We start from the raw sequence: 22,845 nt of genomic DNA, 5'->3' as shown, positions 1-22,845 counted from the left end.
TTCACTGCCTGGGTCGAGCACGGATGCTTACGCGCGGCCTGGGCAATCGTGCTGGAAGAATATGACCAGGAGCTCGGGATCGACTGGGAATGGCAAGCCGCTGATGGAAGCATCGTCAAAGCTCCCCTCGGAAAAAGGGGGCCCTCGGAGCGTCCGAAGCGACGGGCAGCAATCCCACCGACCGAGGCAAAGCAGGCTGTAAACGCACGCTGCTGACAGATGCCAAAGGAATTCCACTCGCCGTGGTGCTGTCTGGAGCGAACCGGCATGACAGCAAGATGCTGATGGACGTCCTGGATGCTGTGGTCATCGCTGTTCCTCCTCCTGAGGAGGAGGAACAGCGTCATCTGCTTCTGGACCGTGGGTACGACACGCGGGCATGTCGTGCCTTGGCTGAGATGGAAGGGCTGGTCGCGCATATTCCGAAGAGGGCGACGAAACAGGAGCCTCTCCCTCCACCGAGCGATCCGGACCGTCATCCCCCTCGGCGGTGGGTCGTGGAGGTCGGGCATAGTTGGTTCAATCGGTTCCGTCGCATTCTGACGCGCTGGGACAAGCGGCAGGAGCTGTATCTGGGGTTTGTCGAACTGGCGTCCTGTCTCATCATCTGGCGCAAGTTGGCTCCTGTCGCTCCCATCCGCACACTTTCCGGATAGACTCTAAATCCCCCGAAGCACGATATGGTTGGCCGTTCACAATCTTGTGCCAACTCCGGTTACGTCCTCTACCGCCTTTCAGCCAGGCACAGGAGTCCGTATCATGTCTGTTCCCCCCACTCCGTCCAGCTTCGCGCAGCAGCTCCCCTTCACCGGCCCGCTCGCGGACGCTGTCACGCACGTCCTGCGCTTCGCCGACCCCCAGGCCGGGGAACCGACCCTGCTGCTGTCCACGCCCGCCGACCTGGGGCAGCCCGTCACGCTGCACGTGACCCGCTACGCCGCCGACGATCTGGAGATCTCCGGCACGTACCGCAGCCAGCCCGGCGCTCACCTCGGGTTCTTCACCGTGCCGGGCCTGCGCGCCCGCAGGCAGGCCGAACTGGGCGCCGCTGAGGACCGGCGCCAGGAGGACCTGCTGCGCCAATCCGTGGACGTTCATCCACCCCCTGACCCGATGAACTGCCCACCATCCTGAATCAACTTCCCTGACAGATCAGATGGTCCCACAGACGAATATCAAGCGAAGCTACTGGCCAGAAGGATCAGCCACGCATGTCCTGTTCCGCCCAGCACGTTTCGCCTCGTACAGGGCGCGGTCCGCTTCCTCCAGAACACTCCCCGGCACAACGGACCCAATCAGTGCGCCCCCGACGCTGACCGTCACCGCCGGCAGGTCCTCCCCCGCGCTCCAACTCACAGCGTGACGCACCTGCTCAGCAACACTGAACAGGTCGCCCCAGCCGTCACCCCGCAGAAGCACAGCAAACTCCTCACCACCGTACCGGTAGGTGCGCCCTCCCTCTGGCAGACCCGCCTCAATGCGCGCGGCCACCTGGCGGATGACGCGGTCTCCCAGTAGATGCCCCAGGGCATCGTTTACCCGCTTGAAGTGATCAATATCGATCATCAGCAGCCCATTACCCTCCTTCAGCATCCGGAGGTCCTCATCGAACTGTCGGCGGTTCCCCAGGCCGGTCAGGGCGTCCGTTACACTCAACGTCCGGTAGTGCTTCCCGACCGACTGCACTTCCTTCAATTGCTCCTGAAGTTCCCCCATGACCTGCTGGGCCTCCTCGACCTGACGCTGGGCCTGCTCTGTCAACTCGCTCAGTTCCAGGCGACTGACCAGAACGCTCCGCTCCTGGTGGCACCGCTTCCAGATCGCCTCCAGCAGTGCACGGGTCGTCATGTACGCCTCTTCATGTCGGCCCAGTTGTGCCTGTATTGACGCCTCGAGATCCAGCACACGCATCTGCGCCTCTTCCCGCAACGGCTCCCCCTCCCGCATCCGATTCAACCACGCGAGCGATTCCTGCGGCTGCCCAGCCTCCATCTCAAGTCGGGCAGCGGTGTACTGTAGCAGCGACAGGGACTCCCCCATTCCCTCTGGGGAGCGGCCAAGCAGATCCATGGCCTGATCCAGAATGAGTCTGGCCTGCTCAGGGTGACCCTCGTGCATAGCGTGCGCAACCTGAATATTCACGCACCACGGCCACAGAATCAACGAGTGCGCACGCTGAAAGAGCGATTCCGCCAGATCAATCAGCGGAGCCGCCAGGTCGTAATGCCCTTTCTGCTGGTACAGTCCTGCGATATTCGCCGCAATCAACCCTTTCATCGCTGTCATCGCCGGACTGCCGTCCATTTCCGGTTCACCGATGAGTTCAAGCGCCCGGCTGTACAGGGTGTGTGCACCCGCCGCTTCGGTCCAACCTGCGATGACCCCCATGTCGTTGAGTGCCAGAGCCTGCAGTTCCGTGTCTTTCAGTAGGCGGCCAAGCGCCAACTGCTCCTGCAGCGTCTCGACCGACCGACTGATATCACCTGTGATGTACACCAGCACTGCAGACATGCTGAGCATCCGTCCCCGCCACAGGCTGGGTTCTTCACCAAGGAGAGCCTCCGCCTGTCCGATCAGATCTAGTGCCTCAGCGATGCGACCCTGCCGCCAGGCAAGGAAAGACTGAATAATCTTCACGGACGCGGGAGCCAGCTCGCTGTCACGGACTGATGTCAACCACGCATGAACGAGTGCTGGCGAGGTGAACCGGAGTTCCCAGGCCTGATGGGCGTCCGTGAGCGTGACCGTCATGCACCGGATTATCCACGTCGGTTTCTTGCAGCCCCCTGACTGACCTAGCGACGCCCACCCATAGGTGAACCAGGATCCGTCTGTCAGTCCCGGCGGCCTAGGCGGGAGGACAGTTCCGCGATGATCCGCTCGACGCCTTCCTGGTCGAGCAGGGGTTCGAGCAGCAGCTCCACGACGTGATGGTGATCCACCGGCCACCCCTGCTGCTTCAGGCCGTACACCAGCTGGTCGAGCGCGGCCTTCAGCTCCGGTCGCACGCGCGTCCCCAGGTTCGGGTTCTTCCCGCCGTTCCGGCTGGCCGTCCCACCGTCCCAGGCAGGCAGCGTCACCCCACCAGCCGGGCGGGGCGGGGCTGTGGCGGGTGCGGCGGGCTTCTGCGCCGGGGTCGCCTTCGCCGGGGCTTTCCGGGGTGCGCGGGGCTTCGCCTGGGCGGGCTCGGCCTGGGCGGGCGGGGTCTGGATCTGCGCGGCTTCCTGCTTGCCGCCGTCCTCGTCCATCGGCCGGTTCTGACGCAGGGCGTCCAGGCCACCCAGCAGCCCGCTGCGCTTGCCCGTCACGCCCGCCCCCCGATCCGCGCTTCGAGTTCACGGGTCACGTCGATGTAGTCCTGCCAGCAGCTCTTGGCCAGTTTGTTCCCACGCACGTCCCGCACCAGCACCCCCTCGTTCGCCGCGTCGATGAACGCGTCACTCTGCCGGATCTTCCCACCCAGCAGCGGCATGTTCAGGCTGCTGATCGCCTCCCGGCCCTCCCCCACCCGTTGTTTCTTCACGCGGGTCAGCATCACCACGAACTGCTCGTCCCGCACCCCATGCTCCCGCAGGACGTTCACGGTCTGCTGCGCCCCGTCGATGCTCGGAATGTCCGCCTGCACCGGCAGCACCAGCTGATGGCACGCCTGCGCCAGCTCCACGAGTTCCACCGTCTCGGGTCCGCCGCGACTGTCGATGATCACGACGTCGTACTCGGCGGCCCGCGCGAGGCTGCGTTCACTGCCGACCGTGAACGGCAGGTGCCCGCGGGCCGCCCAGGTGGTCGCCGTGCGGATGCGGTCGCCGTCCGCCAGGAGTACCCTGCGGCCCTGCTCCGCAAAGCGTCCGGCGATATGCACGGCGCTGGTGGTCTTGCCGACCTGCACCCGTGTGAGCAGGCTCACGCCTTCCCGCTGCGGGTCTTGCGGGGCGCCCGCCAGACCGGCTGGAGTTCCACCAGGCCCAGGGCACGCAACACGTCCAGGCCATTGCTGGTCAGCAGGCTGGTCCGGCCGGTCATGTACCGCGTCGCGATGGCCCTCAGGGTGTGGTCCGGCGGTGGCGGGTCGCGGTTCAGGTCGACCAGTCCGGCGCGGCGGGCGAGTTCCTCTCGCGTCATGCCGATCTCCACGGCGCGGCGCGCGGCGGCGTAGGTCAGGCGGCCGCGGATGCTGGTGTCGGTGCCCAGGCGCAGGTCGGTGGCGGCGCTGAGGTTCGCGGCCCGCCGGCTGGGCCCGGCGTCCACGGGAGCCCAGACGGGGCGGAGTTCCTGCAGGCCGAGCACGTCCAGCAGTTTCAGGCCCGTGGCGGCGAGCAGGCCGAGGCGACGGCCATTCAGGATGCGGTCGAGATCGCTGATCTGGTGGTTGCTGGGCTCGCGGGTGTCGTGGACGCGGCGGGCGAGTTCCACGCGGTCCAGGCCGAGGGTAGCGGCGCGCTCGCGGGCGGCGGCGGTCAGCGTGGTGATCAGCTGGTCGCGGTCGGGGGGGGCGGCGGGCGTGGTGGTGGGCATGTCCGTCATCATGCGTACCGGGCGCATGAAAAGCAATCTTACACAGATGAGACACACCCGTTTCCGTCGTGCCAGAGAAACAATCAGGTATGCCAAGCAGCGATATTTCCCGAGATCGACGCCATGCCCTGACCGGCTTCCCATTCGAGCCCGACCCGTGGGAGCACAGGTTATTCACACCAACGCATACGCATAATCTGCCATCATAATTAACAAGAGAAGGGCGCGGGTCGTCCGCCAAGATTCACCGCGCCTCTCTCAAACCCCACCCCGATCAAGGAGCAAGGCCATGCGCAACCATACCAGACCCCGCCACATCACCCGCACCTGGAACGTCACCCTGTACGGCCGCTACGAGTCCGGCACCGCCCCGGTCATCCTCGGCCAGCACCGCGTGACCCTCGCCGCCGACGGCCAGGGCGTCATCAGCGCCAGCGTCGACGGCAGGGACGCGACCGAGGCGGCCGTCGTCGCCATCCTCAACCGCGCCAAACGGGGCGGTCAGGTGCAGCTGTTCGAGGAGGTCCGCATCGGCCTGCCCAAGCCCGCCGCCAGCCGCCTGCACCGTGACCTTGCCCTGGCCGGCATCCTGGCCGGGAACCACTCCGCCGTGGCGAGTGCCGCGCTGGGCCGCGTGATCAGCAGCCTCACCCAGGTGCAGCCCCACGAGGCCGAGCAGGTCCGCGGCCACGCCGCCCGCCTGATCCAGGGCGCCGCGTGAGCGGGCGCTGATCAGCAACCTGAGCCCCGGCCACTGGCGATGCGCGCAGCCACAATGTTTGGTGCGCGTCAACTGACAGCTGAAGTCCCGCTCAAAGTCGTGGCGCCACGTACACCCTGACCAGGGGGTGCGTACCGTCGGGATCTGTCCAGGCCGCGCGGGTCCGTCCGGCCAGAGTCCACCCGGCCTGTTCGTACAGGCGCACCGCCGGCAGGCTACTCTCGTTCACTTGAAGGACTGTCCGTGCGCCGCGCGCCTGCGCTTGCTGCCAGGCGTGATGCAGCAGAGCGCGTGCCAGTCCATGTCCCTGAGCGGCCGGGTGCACGAACAGCCGTTTGACTTCTAGGAGAGGCTCCGGCCCCAACAGCGGGACCGCCCACGCCGGCGCGGGTTCCGGCAGCGAAGTCAGCAACACCTGACCTGCCGCGCGGCCCTCGTACACCGCCACCCACGCCTCACCCTGCGCTGATACGAAAGCCGTTGGGTCAGCCGGCCACACGGATGGGTAGCCGCGCTGCTCATGCACGGCCCGCAGCGCCGCCGTAAGCACCGGCACATCGGTGTTCCGGCGGGGTCGGATCAGGGGAAGCGGGTGGATCACGCCGCTCAGTGTAGAGAAGGAGCAGGCGTCACCTCAGTACTTGCCGCCGACTGCTCAGCCGGCAGTGCGCCGCCCGCAAAGGGCCGCTGTTCGGCGAGTGACAACGACGGGTTCACCGGGCACTTTCAGGCGGCGTTCCTCGCGCATCTGGAGGGAGGCCAGCCGCGCCGCGCCCGCCTGACGTGACGCGGTCGCCCACCGTGTAGGCGTGACCAGTTGGGCGGATCTCGTGCACGGTCTGAAGTTCGACATCCTCAAAGACGGCCCCCGCCACCTCGGGCTGCACAGCCTCCTACCCAGCGGCCACGCCCTGTTCATCAGCGACTCCGGCCAGGGCGTCCCGCGCAACCTCGCGGGCTTCCAGCTCACCCACCGGGCACTCCACCTGACCATGCGCGACGGCCGCGCCGCCTGAACCCAGGTCGATCACACGAAGCGCCGGGACTCGAACGTGAGGCCCGGCGCTTGTCTTGCTGCGTTACAGCGTGTCTTTGAGGGCGCTGGCGACCTTGAACCCGACTTTCTTGCCGGCCGGGATCTGGATCTTCTCGCTGGTGCCGGGCTTCACGCCGGTCCGGGCGGCGGTCGCGCGGACGCTCAGGGTGCCCAGGCCGGGCAGGCCCACGCTCTGGCCGTTCTTCAGGCCGGTCACCACGCCCTCGACCAAGACGTCGAACGCATCACCGACCTGTTTCCTGGTCAGGCCGGTCTCGGCGGCGACCCGGTCGACCAGTTCGGTCTTGGCGATCTTGGAGGCAGTGGCGGCGGGCCTGGCGGTCAGGGATGGTTTCGGCATGCCCGCATGCTGGGGTCTGTGCAGCACGCGCCGCAAGGTACTTTGCGTAGCAGTACCCAATCTCGCCCGACAGGTGAACGTACCGCGCGGCGCCCACCCACTCAGTCCTCTGTATCCCCGAACAGCCCGACCTGCCGCGTGCCCTGCATCCGCGCCAGCTTCTGCGCCTCCAGCTTCCGCAGGGCGTCCTCGAAGCTGCTGGCCTGCGGGATGCCCGCTCCGGGCGGGCGACCCCGACCCCTGGGGGCCGCGCTGGCCTCCACCGTTTCAGGCACCGCTGCGGGCCGGGCGTCCGGTTCACTGACCGCCGCTGGCACCTTGGGCGGGCGACCACGCCGCTTCGGTTCCGCGCCCTCTACCCCCGCCTGCACGTTCGCTCCGGGTGGGCGTCCCCGGCGTTTCACCTCCGCCCCGTCCCCGCTGCCCGCTGCGGCTTTCGCGGGGCGACCCCGACCGCGCTTCCCGCCTTCGGTTGCCCGCGCGGCGCGGATGCGCTCCAGCAGCACCGACGCGGGTTCGTCGTTCGGGTCCTGCGGCACCAGTTCCCCCCGGAACGCCTTGGCCAGCAGCGCCGGCGTCAGGCGGTCAAAGGACGACAGGGCCGCCGCGTACTTCGCCTCAATCCGATCCGCGATTGAGAAGAGAGACTCGACCCGGCGGACGATTTCGGCTTGCTCCGCGAGAGGAGGGTAAGAAAGCTCCAGATTACCCACATCGCCGACTCTTAAGTGCTGAACACCGCTTCCAACTGCGCCGAGGCCATACTGCCTAGTAAATTCAGTCGAGTAAATTGAGTAGAGGATATATTTCATATTTGAAAGATTTCCAGCAGGCTTGAAAAGCATGGTCCTTTGGCCTAGGCAGAATTGAACGTCATTAGGTATGATGGCGGCTTCCCCCATTGGGGCTTCTCGGGTAAAGATAATATCACCGCTTTCTGGTCTTGCGCGCTTTGACCAGAACAAGAATGTTGCTTCATCAACAAATTTTAAATCTTTGGAGTTAAACCCCATATAACGGATGTTTGTAGTCCGTATCAGTGGGTAGCCGGCACCTGCATATGGTGCGGTTTTATTATGGCAGTCCACCACCATCAGAAGCGTCTGCTCCAAACTTGCCCTGCGCCATCCAGGTGGAATTTCCGAAGAATCAGCTGATTGCGACACTTCCGAATATTGATAAGAAGCCACTCGCTTGGCTTCATTATGCATGCGGTTTTTCTCCGCCCAGTTGTGCTTAAATCTTTCGATTCTCTTCAAATCGGATAGTGGATCATCGCACTGGTTGCCCCCCCGCCATTCCCGTGTCAATTCCCCGCTGACTGCGGCGCTGAGGACGCTCTGGCGGAAGCGTTTCAGGAGCTTCGGCACGCGCTCCAGCCGCTCCCGCCCCGCCTCCACACGCGCCAGCAGGGCATCGAGCTTATCGGCAATGCGGACTTGCTCGGCGAGGGGTGGAAGGGGGATTATTGAGTCTCTCAGAAATTGAAAATGACGTCCGTATCCCCTGGCAGGTAAATCTATTGCTCTCAAAAAATAGTAAAAAGTTTTCGGATGACAGAAGGCGTTAGGCTGTAATATCTTGGTGCCATCCGCTCCGGGGATAAATGGAAAATCAATATATTTAATGTGCCGAGTGTGATCGCCGAAGACGATCACCGAGCCGGCATTGTTGATTAACTTCTCGGCATCATTGCTATAGCCGCCAATATGTTTTGCGCCCTGATCAACTATCGGAAATAGGCCTGAGTCCAGATAGTCTTTCGCCTTTATTTTTTCGGAGTTTCCCTGTGTTTCCTGAGATTCGCCCACCAAAATGGAAATCCAGCTATCAGGGATTTCTGGGAAATTGTCCTTCCCGTAAGTCACGCCACCACCCCAGCCTCTTCCAGTGCCTGCTGGTCTTCGCCTAATTCAGGCGTGTTCACTTTGCATCCTCTCAGGTCACTCGTCATCTTTCATTCCTTCTTCCAGGGTGTAGAACTCGTTCAGTTTGGCTTGCAGCAGGGCCTTGTCCGGCAGGGCGGTCAGGTACCGGGCAACCAGGGCGGGGCTGGCGCTGCGGGCCAGGGCGTACTCGACGACCTGCTCGTCGGCGCTACGGCACAGCAGCACGCCGATGCTGGGGTTCTCGTGCGGTTTGCGGTGGTCGCGGTCCAGGGCTTCCAGGTAGAAGTCCAGTTGGCCCAGCATGGCGGGCGTGAAGTGCGTGATTTTCAGTTCGAACGCCACCAGCGCCTGAAGGCCCCGGTGGTACAGCAGCAGGTCGATGAAGAAGTCCTGCGTGCCGACCTGCACGCGGTACTCCTCGGCGATGAACGTGAAGTCCGGGCCGAGTTCCATCAGGAAGTGTTTCAGGTGCGTGACCAGTCCGCGCCGCAGGTCGTGTTCGCTGTGGGCGGGTGGGAGGTTCAGGAAGTCCAGCAGGTAACTGTCGCGAAACAGGGGCGGCGCGGTGGGGTGCTGGTGGTGCAGGGCGGGGCTCAGCTGGGCGGGGTTGGTCAGGGTGCGTTGGTAGAGGCTGCCGTCCAGCTGGCGTTCCAGTTCGCGTTTGCTCCAGCGTCCGGCGGTGGCGGCCTGAAGGTAGAATTCGCGTTCCTGGTCGCTCTGGGCGCGGCCCATGATCAGCAGGTTGTGCGTCCAGTCCAGTTCTCGCACCAGTGGTGCGAGTTTCGGGTTTCCGCTATACGTGTCGTAGAACTGCCCCATGCGCCACAGGTTCGATGCGGAGAACCCGCGTGCCTGCGGGTGTTCCCGGGCGAGCCAGTCGGCGAGTTGCCGGACGGTGCCGCGTCCCCAGCCGTCTGCCTGGATGCGGGCGTGCAGGTACGCGCCGATCTGCCAGTACAGGTCGATCAGTTCGCGGTTGACACGCTGGAGGGCGCGGCCCTGGGCGTCGCGGATCAGGGTCAGGATGGGCGTGAAGTCGGGTGGGGTGTCGTTCAACTGAGCACCCCGGCTTCTTCGAGGGCCTGCTGGTCCTCGCCGAGTTCGAGGAGGATGGCGCGGAGTTCTTCCATCGCGCCGGCGAGTTCCGTCAGGGCTTCCTCGGCCAGCTGGGCGGGTTCGGGCAGGTCGCCCTGGTCGGCGCTGTCGTCCTTCAGCCAGCTGATGTCCAGGCTGTCGCCGCGTTCGGCGATCTGTTCGCGGGTGAAGCGGCGGAAGCGGCCCTCGGGGCCGGTGTCCACGCGGGCAGCCAAGGCGTCCGGGCCGCCGTAGGGGTCGGGGCCGAAGGCTGTTTCGAAGTCAGTGAAGTACTCGCGGGTGAAGGGGGTGCGTTTGCCGAACTGGGGCATGTTGGCGCGCAGGTCGTACACCCAGACTTCCTTGGTGTTGCCCCTGTCGGTCGCGCCGCGCGTGAAGAACAGGACGTTGGTTTTCACGCCCTGCGCGTAGAAGATCCCGGTGGGCAGGCGCAGGATGGTATGCAGGGTGCATTTGTCCATCAGGTCCGCGCGGATCTGTTTGCCGATGCCACTTTCGAACAGGACGTTGTCGGGCAGGATGACGGCGGCGCGGCCGTGGGTTTTCAGGGCGCGGTAGATGTGTTGCAGGAACGCGAACTGCTTGTTGCTGGTAACGAAGGTCAGGTCGTCGCGGGTGGGGGTGCCGCCGCCTTTCTTCGTGCCGAACGGCGGGTTACTCAGGATCAGGGTGGCTCTGGGGAGTTTCTGGTGGTCGCTGCTCAGGGTGTCGCCCAGGCGGATACCGCTGCGTTCCGGGTCGTTGGCAAGGCCGTGCAGCATCAGGTTCATCAGCGCGAGGCGTTGCGTGTCCGGCACGAGTTCCATGCCATGGAAGGCATTCTCGTAGTACGCCCGCTGTTTGGTTTCGGGCCAGGAGTACTCGTCTTCGTGCGTGGTGATGTGGTGGTGCGCGGCGATCAGGAACCCGCCCGTCCCGGCGGCGGGGTCCTGGATGATGTCGTCGCTGGTGGGGTTCATCACGGCGACGATGCTGTCGATCAACGGGCGGGGCGTGAAGTACTGCCCGGCGCCGCTCTTCTTCTCGTTGGCGTTCTTGGCGAGCAGGCCTTCGTACAGGTCGCCCAGCCCTTCCTCCTTCGCGGAGTACCAGTCGAGCGCGTCGATGTCCGTCACGAGTTTGCTCAGGGTGGCGGGTTTGCGGATGAAGGAGCTGGCGTCGGCGTAGATCATCCGCACGAGGGGCGCGGGGCTCTTGCCGAGGTCCAGCAGCGTCTGCCGGTAGTGGTCCAGCCGGTCGGGCGCGGAGGCGGCCTTCAGGGTGTCCCAGCGGTTCTGGACAGGAATGTTGATGCCGCCGTCGCGGCCTTCTTCCTGCCCGGTCTCCTTGGCCATTTTCAGGAACAGCAGGTAGGTGAGTTCCGTGACGTACTGGTGGAACGTGACGCCGTCGTCACGCAGGTCGTTGCAGAGGTTCCAGAGTTTCTGGACGATGTCGACAGTTCGGGTCATGAATACCCCCGATTGTGCCGCACGCGGAGGCCGCGCGGATGATGACCTGCGGCAGGTGCAGGCGCGTGAGGGACACACGCGACAGGAACTGGAGGTCTGAAGCCCCCCAGGGGGCACTCCCACACGCAGATCTGCAGGTGCGCGGCGTGGCGGCGCAGTACCCTCAGCCGGTCAGCGCGGGGACAGGTCAGTCGCGCATCAGCACGGCACTCCGGAACGTGTTGTTCAGATTGTCCGTCCCCGCCGCTCAAGGAGCTCTGTGACCAGTACACGCACTGCCAAACACCACACCGACCGTCCCGATTTCACAGCCGCTCTCCGCAGCGCGGCGTGGACCTACCGTCACCGCCAGGAGCCGTTCGCGCCGAAGGACATTCAGGCAGCCGTTCAGCAGGCGCGCCGTGACATGGGCCTCCCCCCGTACCGGGGCGGCGCTGTCAGCGACTACCTTCAGCGGCGGACCAAGGGCACCGCGTTGCAGAAGCAAGACAACCAGCCCGTGCATTACCTGTCAGTGGACCGCAAACTCAGGCCCGCCCCCACGGTCATGAGCAACTGGCGGTTCCTGGAAGCGGCCGATCACGCGGTCATTCGCCTGACGGCCTTTCAGGGCTTGCTCAGCAAGGTGCAGGATGGGCAGTACACCTTCTCCACCCGTGGCAGCCACCTGCCCTCGCTGACCGTGCTCGTGGGGGAGATGGCGGAGGTTCGCCGGCAGGTGGACAGCGATCCTGCGTTCAAGGCCCGCCGCGGGCTGTACCTGCTGCGCCGGAATGGTCGGAACTACGCGGGGCAGACCCGTGAATTCTCGACCCGCGGGCGCAGTCACACGGCTACCGGGGCGGAGTTCGTGATTTTCGCCTTCCCGGACGAGCAGGAAACGGTCAGCGGGGACGTCCTGAACGTGGCCGAGTCCCTGACGATCGCCTCTCTGTCCGAACTGCTGGATCTGGAGAACGGGAATCTGGGCAGTGACGAGACGCCACGCCCCCAGAACCTGCGGGAAGGCAGTGCGTTTGCCACGGCGTTCCTGGCAGCCGTGTTCAGGTCGGCGCAGCAGGAGCTGCCTGCCGGGCCGCCCTTCCTGGTGTGGCGAACCGATGTGCGGGGGCTGGCCGAGGCGTACCTCACCCTGCAGCCGTACCAGGCACCCGAACCGGTGACCCCGTGAGTCTGCCCTGGCGGTAGCCGCTCCGTATACCGAACCTGTCACGGCTGACTCCGGCGTTCTGCGCCCCACGCGTCCTGGGCTAGGGCGTGTCCAGCGGTCAGGGTCAGCAGTTGCTGTCAGGCCCGCGTGGCCCACACCTGCGCCTGAAGGTCGTTCACGACGCCCTGAAGCTTGCCGCCGAAGATGCTGGTGCTCAGGCGGTCGAATCCGCCCAGTTCCTTCCGGACGGGACTGGTCGGCTGGTCGAGCAGGTCCCGGTCCAGGTACCCGTTCGCCTTGAGTTGCGACGCGAGCCGCTGGAGCCACTTGCGTTGCGGGGGCGTCCAGCTGCCCGAGCCGAGCACCCTGGCCAGCGCCGCGTCCACGCGGGCGTCGAACGGCGTGGGGGCCTCGTTCAGCGCGGCGGCGCGGATGAAACCGATGATGCTGGCGGCCGCGTCCACCTGCCTGACGCTGGCGTACGCGCGTTGCAGGTTGACTTCACTGAAGCCCTGGTCGTCCAGTTGTCGCCGGATGCTCAGGAGGTCAGCGCGGGTCAGGTCCGCCGGGCGGGTCAGGACGGTGCTCAGGGCGGACAGGGTGTCACTGCCGCCGCGCACGAGCGATTCGAACGCCGTCAGGTAATCCTCGGCGCGGCGTCCGCCGGGGAATTCCTGCCCGGCGTACATCACCCGGTCCGGGTGCTCGCTGATGTAGATGGGCTGCCCGCCCGTGGTGCGGCCGGTGTCGAGGAGTGCCAGGAGGGGCGCGTGCCGCGTGACCAGGGCGGCCGCCTCGTCCGGCGTGGCGCGGCGCAGCGCGTGAACGAAGGCGCCGGGGGTCAGGCCGGTTTCACCTTCGAAGGTGTCCCTGGCCGCGTCGGTCAGGCGGTTCTCGACACGCCGGAGTTTCACGACCAGTTCGTCGCGGATCAGGGCGCGGGCTTCGGGGGTGGGCGCGGCGTGCAGGTCGCTGCCCAGCGTGACGAAGCTGCGCCGGGGTTGCTGCACGACCGGCGGCATGGTGATGAAGTCCTGAATGGCTTCGTAGGCGCGCACGGCGTCGTAGATGCGGAACACGGTCTTGCCGATGTCGTCGCAGCGGCGGGTGGCGCGGCCCAGCATCTGCTCGAACAGGACGCGGCTGCTCACGCGGCGCAGGAACACCAGGGTGCTGATGGCGGGCACGTCGACGCCCGTGGTGAGCAGGTCGACGGTCACGGCGATGGCGGGCAGGCGCTCGTTGCGGTAACGGCGGGTGAGTTGCAGCGGTTGGTCGCTGGCACCCGTGATCTTCACGACGGCGCCGTCGTCGAGCTCGCCGTACTTCACCCGGAACGCTTCTTTCAGCAGGTCCACGACCTCGTCGGCGTGCCGGTCGTTCACGCAGAACACCAGCGTCTTGTCCGGCCCGAACGGATTCAGGTGCTCGGCCAGGTGCGTGCACACCGCCCGGTTGAAGCCCCTGGCGATCACGCGCCGGTTGAAGTCCCCGACGTCCAGTCCCACGTCGTCAGGCGCTTCGTACAGCACGACGCCGTCGTCACCGGGCGTGTAGGTGGGAATCTGCTCTCCCCGCCTGAACTGGATGCCGGTCATGGCCAGTTCCGTCTCGATCAGGATGGGCGGCTCATGGTCGATCAGTACGCCGTCCAGTACGGCCTGACGGTAGGTGTACGTGAAGACCGGCTTCCCGAAGATCTGGGTGGTGTGCAGGGCGGGCGTGGCCGTCAGGGCGACCTTCACCGCGTCGAAGTGTTCGAGCACCTGCCGGTACCGGCTGACGTACTCCGTTTCGCTGCGCCAACCCAGTTCCGCGTCTGCGAGTTCCCTGTCCAGCGTGTACCCGCGGTGGGCCTCGTCGACCACGATCAGGTCGTACGTGCCGACCGAGGGGGGCGCGTCGCCCGTGACGCGCCGCGCGAGGCCCTGCACCGTCGTGACGTGCACGCTGGTGTCCGCATCGATGGGGCCGTCGCCCATCGCGGTCAGGCCGAACGTCTCGGCGAAGGTGCGGGTGCCTTCCAGGCGGGTGGTCCTGAAATCGTTACTGGCCTGTTCGCCGAGCGTTTCGCGGTCCACCAGGAACAGCACGCGCCGGAACCGTCCGGCCTTCAGCAGGCGGTAGATCAGGGCGATGGCCGTCTTGGTCTTGCCGGTCCCGGTCGCCATGGCCAGCAGCAGTTCCCGCTGCCCGGCAGCCACGCCTGCCTCGACGGCCTGAATGGCGGCCTTCTGGTAGGGTCGCAGGCCCAGGTCGTACTCCAGCGGTTCGGTGCGCAGGCGCTCGTCCGCGGCGGCCGTGTCCTGCTCCAGCAGCGCCAGCAGTTCCGCCGGGGTGTGCCAGCCGGGCAGGGCGTGGGCGGGATTGACGGGCCGCCGGGCGTCCCGGAACCAGATGCCGCTCTCGGTCTTCAGTTGCGCCAGGTAGGGGCGGCCGTTCGTGGCGTACAGGAATGGCGTGCGGTAGGGGCTCTCCCCCGCTTCCCACGGGCCGCCCGGCAATTCCAGGCCGGGCACATGCAGCCGGAACCCGCGGCTGTAGCGGGCTGCCTGCTCGAGGCTGCTCATCACGCCCTTGTTCTTGCGTTTGGCTTCGACCACGCCGACGGGCGTCAGCCCGGCGAACAGCGCGTAGTCCGCCGGGCCGTGATCGGTCGGCCACTCCGCGATCGCCAGGAAGCGACCCTTCACGGGGCGGGTCCCCTGGCTGTACTTCAGGTGCGCGGTGTCGGCTTCCCACCCGGCCGCGCGCAGCTGCGCGTCGATCAGCTGCCGCGTCTGCGCTTCGGTCAGCTGGATGTGGGACGCCGCGTGACTGGCGGCCGTGGCAATGCGTGACGTGTCGGCGGGCGCCGCGGCCTGCTGCTCGGCCAGGCGCGCCTCCGCCTCGGCGCGGGCCTGTTCCGCCCCGGCCAGCAGGGCCCGCAGGCGCCGGGCATCATCGCTCCGCTGCGGGGGAATGAACTCACCGCGCACGTACGCCGGGTCGTGGAAGGTCCGCAGGAGCCACACGCCGACGATCCACGCGAACTGCAGGTGACTGAGCGCCTGATCGTGCTCACCCGTGAAGGCGTGGTTCGCCTCGTTCCCGGTGCGCCGCAGTTCCGTCAGCAGCTGCCACACCTCGCGCGGCAGCACCCCTTCACGCTGCAGCCGGGCGAGGCGGACCTGCTGGGATTCGTCCTCTCCCTGCAGGGTTCCCGAGCGGGCCGCGACGACCCGGGAGAGCAGTTCGCCGTACTGCCTGAGTTTCAGCAGGGCCGTGTTGGGATCATCCGCGGCGTACCGTTCCGCCAGCGCCCCCAGCTGAGCCAGCAGGGGCTCGACCACGCTCAGGTCATCGAAATTGGATGGCGGACTGCTCAGCATGTGAACTCCAGGTGGGGCGGGTGGGCGAAACGGAAGACCGGTTGAGATCAAGCTATCCCACGGGCACCGCGTTCACTGCCTACATTGCGGCGCGCCCGGCAGGTCCGCCTGTCCAAGGGCTGGTGAAAAGTTACTGACGTCCGGGTGCGCCCGCTCCGGTCGCCGGCACGGCAGGAAGCACGAGTGAACGCAGCCTGGTTGGTACTTGACCGTCATGCCCGTCGGAATCGGCCTCTTCCTGCCGCGCCCTCTACCTGAGCTGAGCGCCGCCGGCGAGCACGCCGGCCAGCCGCTCGCGTACCACGGCCCGGCAGATCCCAGTCCCGTCACCTGAGACGTCACGTCATTCCTTGCCCTGCAATTCATGGAGTTCAGGAAGGTGATCCGCCCAGCAGGTCAGGCCGCGCCGAATCCTCTTCCTGCACCGGCACGACCTCATCGCTGACTTCCTTCCAGATCCTCACCTGGTCGCGCCCCGCTTCCTTCGCGGCGTACAGAGCCGTATCGGCCCGGGCCAGCAGGGTGGGCACCGACACGCCTGAGAACGCCACTGCCCCGACGGACACTGTCACCCGCGCCTGCGTGGCCGGCATCACCCGGGCACTGACCGCCGAGCGCAGCCGCTCGGCGACATTCGGAATCGCGCCTTCCGGCACGGACCGGAAGATCATGGCGAACTCCTCCCCGCCGTACCGGTACGCCCGGTCACGACCGCGGCCCTCGGCGGTCAGGCGGGACGCGACCTCGCGCAGCACCTCATCCCCCACTTGATGGCCGAACGTGTCGTTCACCCGTTTGAAGTGATCAAGGTCAATCAGCATCAGTACGTCACCGGGTTCCAGGAGACGGACATCCTCATCGAACTGCCGCCGGTTCGCCAGTCCGGTCAGGGCGTCCGTGACGGCCGCTGCCCGCCAGTCCCGCGTGAGCCGCAGCGTGGCGAAACGGTCACGGAGGATGCCCCAGCCGATCACGGCGCCGATCGTGTTCACGAGCAGCAGGGTCGGGTACGCCTGCTCGAACAACTGCCGTCCGTTCGGAAGGAGCAGTAGGGACACGCCCTGCAGGCAGAACACCACTGGAATCCACGGCCACGGCAGCCAGGACCCGGGATGCCGGAGCAGGGTGCGCCGCAGGAGCGTGGCGATCAGCAGCACGCCCATCAGACTGGGAATGGCCGCGAGGACGCCGTTTCCCCCCACCCACAGCCGGTAGGCGATGACAGGCAACGTGACCGCTAGGCCTGCCACCGGGCCGTACATCAGGGTCACGAACGCCAGCGGGACCGTGCGCGTATCGACGAACACCCCGTCAGCCAGTCGCGTCGGCACCTGCATGAGCAGGATGGACGTCCCGCTGAACAGCGCCAGGCGTGCCCAGTACCCCAGGCCGCTCCGCGTGACAGGCCAGGACCGGTACGACTGGGCCAGTCCGTAGTGGAGCGTGACGAGCAGGGTCAGATTGAACAGCAGTGAGCTCATCATGCGGCAACCTCGGAGAAGCTCAGCGGTGAGACGGCGTGGGTAGGAATCCGGTGGGACCGGCGGGGTGATCGTGTCAGCGGTGCAGGGCGGTGGACGTGTCAAGGGCTGACCAGTCCGGGGAGGGAAGCGGTCGGCTGTAGAGGTATCCCTGCCCGAGTGCGCACTGCATGCTGCGCAGGATGCCCTCGTGCTCCAGGGTCTCGATTCCCTCGCAGATGACGTCCACGTTCAGGCGCGCGGCGAGGTCCACCACGGCGGCCGTGACGACGCGTTGTTTCTCGTTCCCGCCGATGCCCCAGACGAACGTCCGGTCGAGTTTCAGGTGATGGATGGGCAGGTGCTGCAGGACGCTCAGTGCAGAGTACCCGGTCCCGAAATCATCCAGCGCGAGCCCGAACCCCCAGTCCCGCAACTGCTGCAGGTGCCCGGACACGACGTTCAGGTGTTCCAGCACGCCCCCCTCTGTCACCTCGAACCCGAGATGTTCGGGGGCGTCCGGTTCGCAGTGCGTCAGGTGCCGGATGCGGTCCATGAAGTCCGGGGCGTTCAACTCGACTGGAGAGAGGTTCACGGCGATCCGGAACGGTCGGCCCAGCAGCGCAGAGGCTCGTCTCGCTTCCTTCAGAGCGGCGCGGACCACGAAGTCTGTGATTACCTGGATCTGACCCATCTGCTCGGCCAGCGGAATGAATTGATCCGGTGGCACGAACCCCATGTGCTCGTCCATCCACCGGATGAGCGCCTCGGCTTTCACGAGGCGACCCGTGTCGAGGTTCACGATCGGCTGGTAGTGGACGGTGAACGGCATCTCGGTCAGGGCGAGACGCAGTCGGGATTCGAGCAGCAGGGTGCGGCGCAACGTCTCAAGGTGGCGCGCCTCGAAGGGAAGCAGCGTGCCGGCAAGGACGCTCTCGAGCGCGCCTTCCGTCTCGTGGATGGCCGTCCCGAGGTCGTCGGTGACGGGCCATAGGCGCGCGCAGGCGCTCACCCGTGGGAACAGTTTCTCACCGTCCACCAGCACGGCGCTCAGCAGCTCGGCTGGCAGATGAGCAGTGCCGTGAGGGAGCAGGGCCGCGAAGGTCTGTTCATCCAGTTGCCCGAACAGCAGGGCGTCCGGGTAGCATTCCTGAAGTGCTCGCGTGAAGTGCACCGTCAGCAGTTCCGCGATGCGCGGCTGCTGGGCCGTGCGCAGCTGCGTGACGCTGAGACAACGCAGCACCAGCAGGGTTCGTTCAGGTGCATCGGGCATCACCTGAGCAAGGTGACAGAAGTACTCACGGTTCGGCAGGCCCGAAAGGGGAGCGTACCGCGTCACGCGTTGCAACTCGGAATTCAGTCGCGTCTGGGAGGTGATGTCCATCATGGTGTACAGGACGGAAGTGAGTTTCTGATCCTGGTACACGCCCTGCACGTGGTTGCGCAGCCAGATGGAGGTGCCGTCCGGGCGGATGATCTCCACGACCGAGTCCGCCACGGACGCCTGCCCGGACAGCATCTGCGTGAAGTTCACACTGCGCATCGGGAGGGGCTGTCCGTTCGCGTCCCGCACGACACTGCCGACCAGCAGGTCCGAGAAGTGACTGGCCGCGGCGGCATTCACGCCCAGCAGGTGTGTGACGCGGTCGTTAAACGACAGGATGCCGCCGTCAAGGTCCAGCATCAGCAGGCCCTCGTCCAGGGCGTTGAGGATGTGCGCGTGCCGGGCGGCGGTGCGTTCGAGTTCCTGCCGGGCCTGCTCGCGGTCCGTGACGTCGTTCATGGCGACGACCGCGCCGATGATGGTTCCCTGCGCGTTCCGGATGGGGTTGGCGTTACAGGTCACGACCCGCCGCGTCTGGCCGGTCTGCACGCCGATCAGGGTGTCACGGACCTGCTCGCCGTGCAGGGCGCGGTACAGGGGAATCTCCTCGAGGTGTAGAAACCGCGAGAAGTTGGTGGTGTGCAGCCCGTATGTCTGGGCCCAGTCCACCGGGAACGTACCGATGGGGTTGCGCTCGTGCAGGTCGCTGGCCCGCGCGTTGTGACTGACGAGCTGTCCGGCCGCATCGCAGATGACGACCTGATCGTTGAGGCTTTCAATCAGCGCGACGTGCAGGTCCTGCTCACGCTGCAGGGCCGCTGTCTTTTCCTGAACCTGCTGCTGGAACCGCCGCGCACGTCTCACCTGCACTTCGCGGACGATCAGGGCGAGGGCTCCGGTCAGGAATATGGCTTTCATCCAACTGGCGGTCAGGGAGGGTGTGAGGGGCGCGGCGGACGGGAGGCTCTGCAGGGGGACCGTGAAGGCGAGGGTTACCAGCGTGATCATCAGGCCCTGGCTCACGCCGATCGTGACGATTGCAGGGACGCGGCCTGTCCCCCGCCGCAGCAGCAGACTCCCGGCCAGGGACACGGCGCCGCCCGACAGGAGCAGTCCAGCGACGGTGAGGTACGTCTGGACTGGCAGGGCCGGCCAGCGCCAGAGGGGGAGTTGTGCCAGGATAACCACGGCCAGGAGGGCCGGCGTGATGTGAGCGGCTCGGCCCGTGGCGTGCCTGGGGTACCAGAACAGGAACGTGAACGACAGGGCCAACGCCACCGACCAGTCCGCCGCCCAGTACGTCGGGGGAAGCGGTGTCAGTCCATCCAGCGCGGTCCATTGCGTGGCCTTGAGTCCGGTGGCCATGATCAGCGCAGCCGCGAACAGGCGGCTGAAGGAGGTGGTGTTCTCTGCCAGACGCTCCCGGCTGGGAAGGCCGATCAGCACGGCACTGATCGATAAGGAGGCCGCGCTGCACAGGAACATGAGCATCATGGATTGTGCGGGCATACGTCATTTTTCGTACGTATATCTTGCAAAGTTATCACCGCGTGGTAGTAACCACCTGTCCGGGATGGGGACAGCTTTGAAGGCGGGTGATGCGGACTCCGGCTGGATGGTGAGCGAAGACTGTTCAGTCGGGGCGGCATGGGGGCGGACTGCCGGGCATGAAGTTCCGGCTTGCTCTGCTTCTGGAAAACTGAAAGCGTGTCTTCTGGATGGCCATGTACGGCCGTCCGCTTCCTTGACCACACAGGCACAGCTCCCCCATGAACCCCCACGATGAAAAAAAGCCCCCCTGCCTCACGCCAGAAGCGCGGGCAGGGGGCAAACGGCGCAAGTTGTCCGTCCCTGGTCAGCGGTTGTCCCGTACGTACTCCTCGTGGATGATCTCCAGCAGTTCCTCGCGGGAGGCCCTGGGATGCTTGACCCGCTTGGCCGCCAGGGTCCGCTCGAACCGGGCGCGGTCCCCTCGCATCTGGTTCAGCACCCGGCCTTCCCACTGTCCCGCCGTCAGTCGCGCGGGACCGGACCGGGCCGGGCGTCTGGTGAGGGAGCCGGACCGCATGTACAGCCACAGGGCGAGCAGGCCGAGGCCCAGCAGAATGAACGGCGTCCACGATTCCACCCTGGCAGTGTAGGCAGCCCATTCGGTTTCCGCCGCCTCAGTTGCCCGTCAGGCCGCGCCGAACTGGACTGAGCGGCTCGGGGTCGGCGTCCGGGCTGTCCGGCACCGCCCCTTCGGACGCGGGCTGGGCTGGCTCGGTGGCGTCCTCCGGTCGGGTCGGTTCGGCCTCCAGTGCCTCACGCAGCAGGGCCAGCTGTTCCAGGTTCGCCAGATCATGCCGGTTCATGCGACGCAGCATGACACCCCAGCTCTCCCTTCGCTGCCGCAGATGCGGACGACAGGCCCAGCGCCGCCCTCTACGCTCAGAGGCATGCGCTCTCTGCCCCTGCTGACGGCCATCACCCTCACATCGATCGCCGCCGCTCAGGTGCCAGCGAGCGTTACCGGCATTCCGACCGTCACAGACGGCGATACCCTGGTGATCCGGGGCGTGAAGGTCCGCCTGCACGGCATCGACGCGCCGGAATCCAGTCAGCAGTGCCTGCGGGCCGGGCAGTCCTACGGCTGCGGGCGGGAGGCGGCGTTCGCCCTGGCGGACCTGGTGCGGAACAAGACCGTCACCTGCACCCGCAAGGACACCGACCGCTACGGCCGCATGGTCGGGGTGTGCACGGTCGGCGGCACAGAGATCAACCGTTGGCTGGTGACGCAGGGCTGGGCGCTGCCGTACCTCGAGTACGGGGGTGGGGTGTACAGCGTGGCCGCGGCTCAGGCGAAGAGCGCCGGAAAGGGCGTGTACGCCGGGACGTTCCAGAACCCGTGGGACTACCGCAAGAACCCCGCGAACCCCGCCACGGCCGGCACGCCGCGCCCCGCCACTCCAGCACCTGCTCCGGCGAGCAACGTCTCGTACCGCAACTGCAGCGAGGTTCGCGCGGCCGGCGCGGCCCCCATCCGACGCGGGCAACCCGGGTACAGCAGCAAGCTCGACCGGGACGGCGACGGCGTCGGCTGCGAGTAGGTACCTGGCGTGCGGGCATCATCCTTTCATCTGAGCCCTAGGTGCCGCTTGGCAACGGCCAGCAGGCGGCGGCGGTCCTCCAGCCCATTGCGCCCGCCGTTGATGCCTTCGGTCACGCGGGTCACGTCGTCCCGCAGCGCGGGGCGGCTCAGGCCTCGCGCGTTCCAGTACGCCCCAGCCACCAGCGCGCCCACCCCGTACTGCAGCAGCAGGTCCGGGTTCGCCACCAAGTCGAAGCCGACCAGCCGGCCGTACGTCTCGTAGTTGCTGCGGCCCGTCAGTTGGATCAGGCCGCGTCCCCGGAAGCGCCAGCCGTCTCCGGGCTGGGTGTTGCCCATCCGGCCGCCGTACACGGTGTTCGCCAGCCGCTCCGGGTTCCCCGCGCACGCCTGCGCGGCCGCCAGCGTCCGGAAGCGCGTGGGCCACACCTGCATCAGCCGCTCCGCGCGGTAGTGCAGGTTCTCCTCTCTGGGCACCAGGCCCGACTCGTGCGCCAGTTGCGCCAGGAGGTGCGCGACGACCAGCGGGTCCGTGAGACCCTGCTGGCCGAAGGCCCAGCTCAGCTTCGTGGCGGCCGTCACCGGGTCCGGATGGCGGGCGTTCAGGGCGCGGATGAGGTCGGGGGTGATCATGCGTTCCTTCCTTTCTGAATGAGTCGGGCGCGGCGTTCCACCATGCCCAGCACGGCCCAGATGCCGTCGAGGATCGCCCAGGTGACCAGCAGCAGGGCCGCGAGGTTCCGGTACGTCTCCTCGATGGGAATGAAGGCCGGCAGGGGGCCGGCGCTGCCGTGACGCCAGACGAAGAACACGCCAGCAACGGCGTGCACGATCACGGCGAACAGCCGGCGTTCCCGCTGGTCCGGCCAGCTGAGGGCCGTGAGGATCAGGCGGATCAGGGCGCTGATGAACCACCCGCCCGCCAGGACCGCCCACATGAGTTTCAGCCAGTAGCCGTCGATGATCACGTCGCGTCACCTTCCTTTTTGGGAGCGGCCGGGCCGGCTGGGTTCGTGAGTTCGCCGAGTTCCACGCCGTACTTCTGCCCGATGAGTTTCACGGCGGCCCGCAGGGTCCACAGGGGCGGGATGGCCCCGGCGAGCGTGCCGACCGTGGCGCACACGTAATCGTCCAGTGCCGTGAGTTGCACGAGCAGAACGGTGGTGCTGGCGCTGAAGACGAGGGACAGCAGCAGGAAGCCGTACAGCTTCCCCTTGTCCTTGGCCACCGTATGAAACCCAAAAACTGGACGGGGCGATGTGGAGAGTCAGGCGTGAGTTGAGGTCTCTGCCCGATACTGTCCAGATTCTGGGGAGCAGACCACAGCTCGCCGACCCCGTCCGCCTGACCGACCCTATCCCCTGCCGGAGCGCGCTGGGCGTGA

23 protein-coding genes and 1 pseudogene are annotated in these 22,845 nt (G+C 66.4%); 7 read left to right on the top strand and 17 right to left on the bottom strand.

Going from position 1 to position 22,845, the window contains the following annotated elements; genetic code table 11:
* Positions 1-164 precede the first annotated feature (164 nt).
* Both CBQ26_RS23275 and CBQ26_RS19965 read left to right on the top strand, forming a co-directional pair.
* Positions 165-656 (top strand): annotated as a pseudogene (locus tag CBQ26_RS23275) (IS5 family transposase); the annotation flags it as partial.
* A gap of 103 nt (positions 657-759) precedes the next feature.
* Complete coding sequence (locus CBQ26_RS19965) at positions 760-1,134, top strand: hypothetical protein (RefSeq protein WP_088250355.1); 375 nt, start codon at positions 760-762, stop codon at positions 1,132-1,134.
* A gap of 51 nt (positions 1,135-1,185) precedes the next feature.
* On the opposite strand, the gene CBQ26_RS19960 is transcribed toward CBQ26_RS19965, so the two are convergent.
* The 4 genes from CBQ26_RS19960 to CBQ26_RS19945 all read right to left on the bottom strand — a co-directional run bounded on the left by CBQ26_RS19960 (position 1,186) and on the right by CBQ26_RS19945 (position 4,515).
* A complete protein-coding gene (locus CBQ26_RS19960; RefSeq protein WP_088250354.1) occupies positions 1,186-2,751 on the bottom strand; it encodes a GGDEF domain-containing protein in 1,566 nt (521 codons plus the stop codon).
* 83 nt (positions 2,752-2,834) lie between these two features.
* A complete protein-coding gene (locus CBQ26_RS19955; RefSeq protein WP_088250353.1) occupies positions 2,835-3,308 on the bottom strand; it encodes a hypothetical protein in 474 nt (157 codons plus the stop codon).
* Positions 3,305-3,907 (bottom strand): ParA family protein, encoded by a 603-nt coding sequence (locus CBQ26_RS19950; protein WP_244898101.1) that lies wholly within the window; start codon positions 3,905-3,907, stop codon positions 3,305-3,307. Before CBQ26_RS19950 ends, CBQ26_RS19955 begins: the two co-directional genes overlap by 4 nt.
* Positions 3,904-4,515 (bottom strand): hypothetical protein, encoded by a 612-nt coding sequence (locus CBQ26_RS19945; protein WP_143342220.1) that lies wholly within the window; start codon positions 4,513-4,515, stop codon positions 3,904-3,906. Before CBQ26_RS19945 ends, CBQ26_RS19950 begins: the two co-directional genes overlap by 4 nt.
* Before the next feature lie 289 nt (positions 4,516-4,804).
* On the opposite strand from CBQ26_RS19945, the gene CBQ26_RS19940 reads away from it, so the two are divergent.
* A complete protein-coding gene (locus tag CBQ26_RS19940; protein WP_088250351.1) occupies positions 4,805-5,236 on the top strand; it encodes a hypothetical protein in 432 nt (143 codons plus the stop codon).
* A gap of 91 nt (positions 5,237-5,327) precedes the next feature.
* Here the strand turns inward: CBQ26_RS19940 and CBQ26_RS19935 are convergent, their stop codons facing one another.
* Positions 5,328-5,837 (bottom strand): GNAT family N-acetyltransferase, encoded by a 510-nt coding sequence (locus CBQ26_RS19935; RefSeq protein ID WP_244898099.1) that lies wholly within the window; start codon positions 5,835-5,837, stop codon positions 5,328-5,330.
* Between the two features lie 208 nt (positions 5,838-6,045).
* On the opposite strand from CBQ26_RS19935, the gene CBQ26_RS19930 reads away from it, so the two are divergent.
* Positions 6,046-6,252, top strand: a complete 207-nt coding sequence (locus tag CBQ26_RS19930; protein ID WP_088250350.1) for a hypothetical protein — start codon at positions 6,046-6,048, stop codon at positions 6,250-6,252.
* Positions 6,253-6,315: 63 nt separating this feature from the next.
* Here CBQ26_RS19930 and CBQ26_RS19925 read toward each other — a convergent pair whose 3' ends face one another.
* The 4 genes from CBQ26_RS19925 to CBQ26_RS19910 form a co-directional block, all read right to left on the bottom strand.
* Positions 6,316-6,660, bottom strand: a complete 345-nt coding sequence (locus CBQ26_RS19925; RefSeq protein ID WP_280522612.1) for an HU family DNA-binding protein — start codon at positions 6,658-6,660, stop codon at positions 6,316-6,318.
* A 74-nt stretch (positions 6,661-6,734) separates the two neighbouring features.
* Positions 6,735-8,501 (bottom strand): restriction endonuclease subunit S, encoded by a 1,767-nt coding sequence (locus tag CBQ26_RS19920; RefSeq protein ID WP_088250348.1) that lies wholly within the window; start codon positions 8,499-8,501, stop codon positions 6,735-6,737.
* A 75-nt stretch (positions 8,502-8,576) separates the two neighbouring features.
* Complete coding sequence (locus tag CBQ26_RS19915; protein WP_088250347.1) at positions 8,577-9,578, bottom strand: PDDEXK nuclease domain-containing protein; 1,002 nt, start codon at positions 9,576-9,578, stop codon at positions 8,577-8,579.
* The gene (locus CBQ26_RS19910) at positions 9,575-11,068 is read right to left on the bottom strand and encodes a class I SAM-dependent DNA methyltransferase (protein ID WP_088250346.1); all 1,494 of its coding nucleotides are present in this window, start codon (positions 11,066-11,068) and stop codon (positions 9,575-9,577) included. The genes CBQ26_RS19915 and CBQ26_RS19910 overlap by 4 nt, the downstream gene beginning before the upstream one ends.
* 259 nt (positions 11,069-11,327) lie before the next feature.
* Between CBQ26_RS19910 and CBQ26_RS19905 the strand changes: the two genes are divergently transcribed.
* Complete coding sequence (locus CBQ26_RS19905) at positions 11,328-12,239, top strand: hypothetical protein (protein ID WP_088250345.1); 912 nt, start codon at positions 11,328-11,330, stop codon at positions 12,237-12,239.
* Between the two features lie 116 nt (positions 12,240-12,355).
* On the opposite strand, the gene hsdR is transcribed toward CBQ26_RS19905, so the two are convergent.
* Positions 12,356-15,589 (bottom strand): type I restriction-modification system endonuclease, encoded by a 3,234-nt coding sequence (gene hsdR, locus CBQ26_RS19900; RefSeq protein WP_088250344.1) that lies wholly within the window; start codon positions 15,587-15,589, stop codon positions 12,356-12,358.
* A gap of 205 nt (positions 15,590-15,794) precedes the next feature.
* Here hsdR and CBQ26_RS22995 point away from each other — a divergent pair, with 205 nt between their 5' ends.
* Positions 15,795-15,923 (top strand): hypothetical protein, encoded by a 129-nt coding sequence (locus CBQ26_RS22995; RefSeq protein WP_268248363.1) that lies wholly within the window; start codon positions 15,795-15,797, stop codon positions 15,921-15,923.
* A gap of 37 nt (positions 15,924-15,960) precedes the next feature.
* Here CBQ26_RS22995 and CBQ26_RS19895 read toward each other — a convergent pair whose 3' ends face one another.
* From CBQ26_RS19895 to CBQ26_RS19880, 4 genes are all read right to left on the bottom strand, one after another.
* Entirely contained in the window at positions 15,961-17,070 is a 1,110-nt protein-coding gene (locus CBQ26_RS19895) for a GGDEF domain-containing protein (protein ID WP_216360391.1), read from the bottom strand.
* Between the two features lie 76 nt (positions 17,071-17,146).
* Positions 17,147-19,882 (bottom strand): EAL domain-containing protein, encoded by a 2,736-nt coding sequence (locus tag CBQ26_RS19890; RefSeq protein WP_088250342.1) that lies wholly within the window; start codon positions 19,880-19,882, stop codon positions 17,147-17,149.
* A 346-nt stretch (positions 19,883-20,228) separates the two neighbouring features.
* Positions 20,229-20,501, bottom strand: a complete 273-nt coding sequence (locus CBQ26_RS19885; RefSeq protein ID WP_088250341.1) for a hypothetical protein — start codon at positions 20,499-20,501, stop codon at positions 20,229-20,231.
* A 37-nt stretch (positions 20,502-20,538) separates the two neighbouring features.
* Positions 20,539-20,727 carry a hypothetical protein gene (locus CBQ26_RS19880; protein WP_088250340.1) on the bottom strand — a complete coding sequence of 63 codons (189 nt, stop codon included), beginning with the start codon at positions 20,725-20,727 and terminating at the stop codon, positions 20,539-20,541.
* 84 nt (positions 20,728-20,811) lie between these two features.
* Here CBQ26_RS19880 and CBQ26_RS22745 point away from each other — a divergent pair, with 84 nt between their 5' ends.
* Positions 20,812-21,462 (top strand): thermonuclease family protein, encoded by a 651-nt coding sequence (locus tag CBQ26_RS22745; RefSeq protein WP_088250339.1) that lies wholly within the window; start codon positions 20,812-20,814, stop codon positions 21,460-21,462.
* 26 nt (positions 21,463-21,488) lie between these two features.
* Here the strand turns inward: CBQ26_RS22745 and CBQ26_RS19870 are convergent, their stop codons facing one another.
* Genes CBQ26_RS19870 through CBQ26_RS19860 form a run of 3 tightly spaced genes read right to left on the bottom strand, consistent with a single transcriptional unit; the run spans position 21,489 to position 22,689 of the window.
* A complete protein-coding gene (locus CBQ26_RS19870; protein ID WP_088250338.1) occupies positions 21,489-22,094 on the bottom strand; it encodes a glycoside hydrolase family 19 protein in 606 nt (201 codons plus the stop codon).
* A complete protein-coding gene (locus CBQ26_RS19865) occupies positions 22,091-22,429 on the bottom strand; it encodes a hypothetical protein (RefSeq protein WP_088250337.1) in 339 nt (112 codons plus the stop codon). The genes CBQ26_RS19870 and CBQ26_RS19865 overlap by 4 nt, the downstream gene beginning before the upstream one ends.
* Positions 22,426-22,689, bottom strand: a complete 264-nt coding sequence (locus tag CBQ26_RS19860) for a hypothetical protein (RefSeq protein ID WP_088250336.1) — start codon at positions 22,687-22,689, stop codon at positions 22,426-22,428. Before CBQ26_RS19860 ends, CBQ26_RS19865 begins: the two co-directional genes overlap by 4 nt.
* Positions 22,690-22,845: the final 156 nt, after the last annotated feature.

Origin of the sequence: Deinococcus indicus (assembly GCF_002198095.1) — a bacterium.
GTDB classification, from domain to species: Bacteria; Deinococcota; Deinococci; order Deinococcales; family Deinococcaceae; genus Deinococcus; species Deinococcus caeni.
The sequence above is the reverse complement of the archived record's forward strand: the minus strand, read 5'-3'. Positions and strand labels throughout refer to the sequence as shown.

Excerpts from the sequence above, each read along its gene's own strand:
- CBQ26_RS19895 (WP_216360391.1), bottom strand. The coding sequence starts at position 17,070 with ATGAGCTCACTGCTGTTCAATCTGACCCTGCTCGTCACGCTCCACTAC.
- CBQ26_RS19940 (WP_088250351.1), top strand. The coding sequence starts at position 4,805 with ATGCGCAACCATACCAGACCCCGCCACATCACCCGCACCTGGAACGTC.
- CBQ26_RS19910 (WP_088250346.1), bottom strand. The coding sequence starts at position 11,068 with ATGACCCGAACTGTCGACATCGTCCAGAAACTCTGGAACCTCTGCAAC.
- CBQ26_RS22745 (WP_088250339.1), top strand. The coding sequence starts at position 20,812 with ATGCGCTCTCTGCCCCTGCTGACGGCCATCACCCTCACATCGATCGCC.
- hsdR (WP_088250344.1), bottom strand. The coding sequence starts at position 15,589 with ATGCTGAGCAGTCCGCCATCCAATTTCGATGACCTGAGCGTGGTCGAG.
- CBQ26_RS19965 (WP_088250355.1), top strand. The coding sequence starts at position 760 with ATGTCTGTTCCCCCCACTCCGTCCAGCTTCGCGCAGCAGCTCCCCTTC.
- CBQ26_RS19880 (WP_088250340.1), bottom strand. The coding sequence starts at position 20,727 with ATGAACCGGCATGATCTGGCGAACCTGGAACAGCTGGCCCTGCTGCGT.
- CBQ26_RS19945 (WP_143342220.1), bottom strand. The coding sequence starts at position 4,515 with ATGCCCACCACCACGCCCGCCGCCCCCCCCGACCGCGACCAGCTGATC.
- CBQ26_RS19890 (WP_088250342.1), bottom strand. The coding sequence starts at position 19,882 with ATGCCCGCACAATCCATGATGCTCATGTTCCTGTGCAGCGCGGCCTCC.
- CBQ26_RS19960 (WP_088250354.1), bottom strand. The coding sequence starts at position 2,751 with ATGACGGTCACGCTCACGGACGCCCATCAGGCCTGGGAACTCCGGTTC.
- CBQ26_RS19870 (WP_088250338.1), bottom strand. The coding sequence starts at position 22,094 with ATGATCACCCCCGACCTCATCCGCGCCCTGAACGCCCGCCATCCGGAC.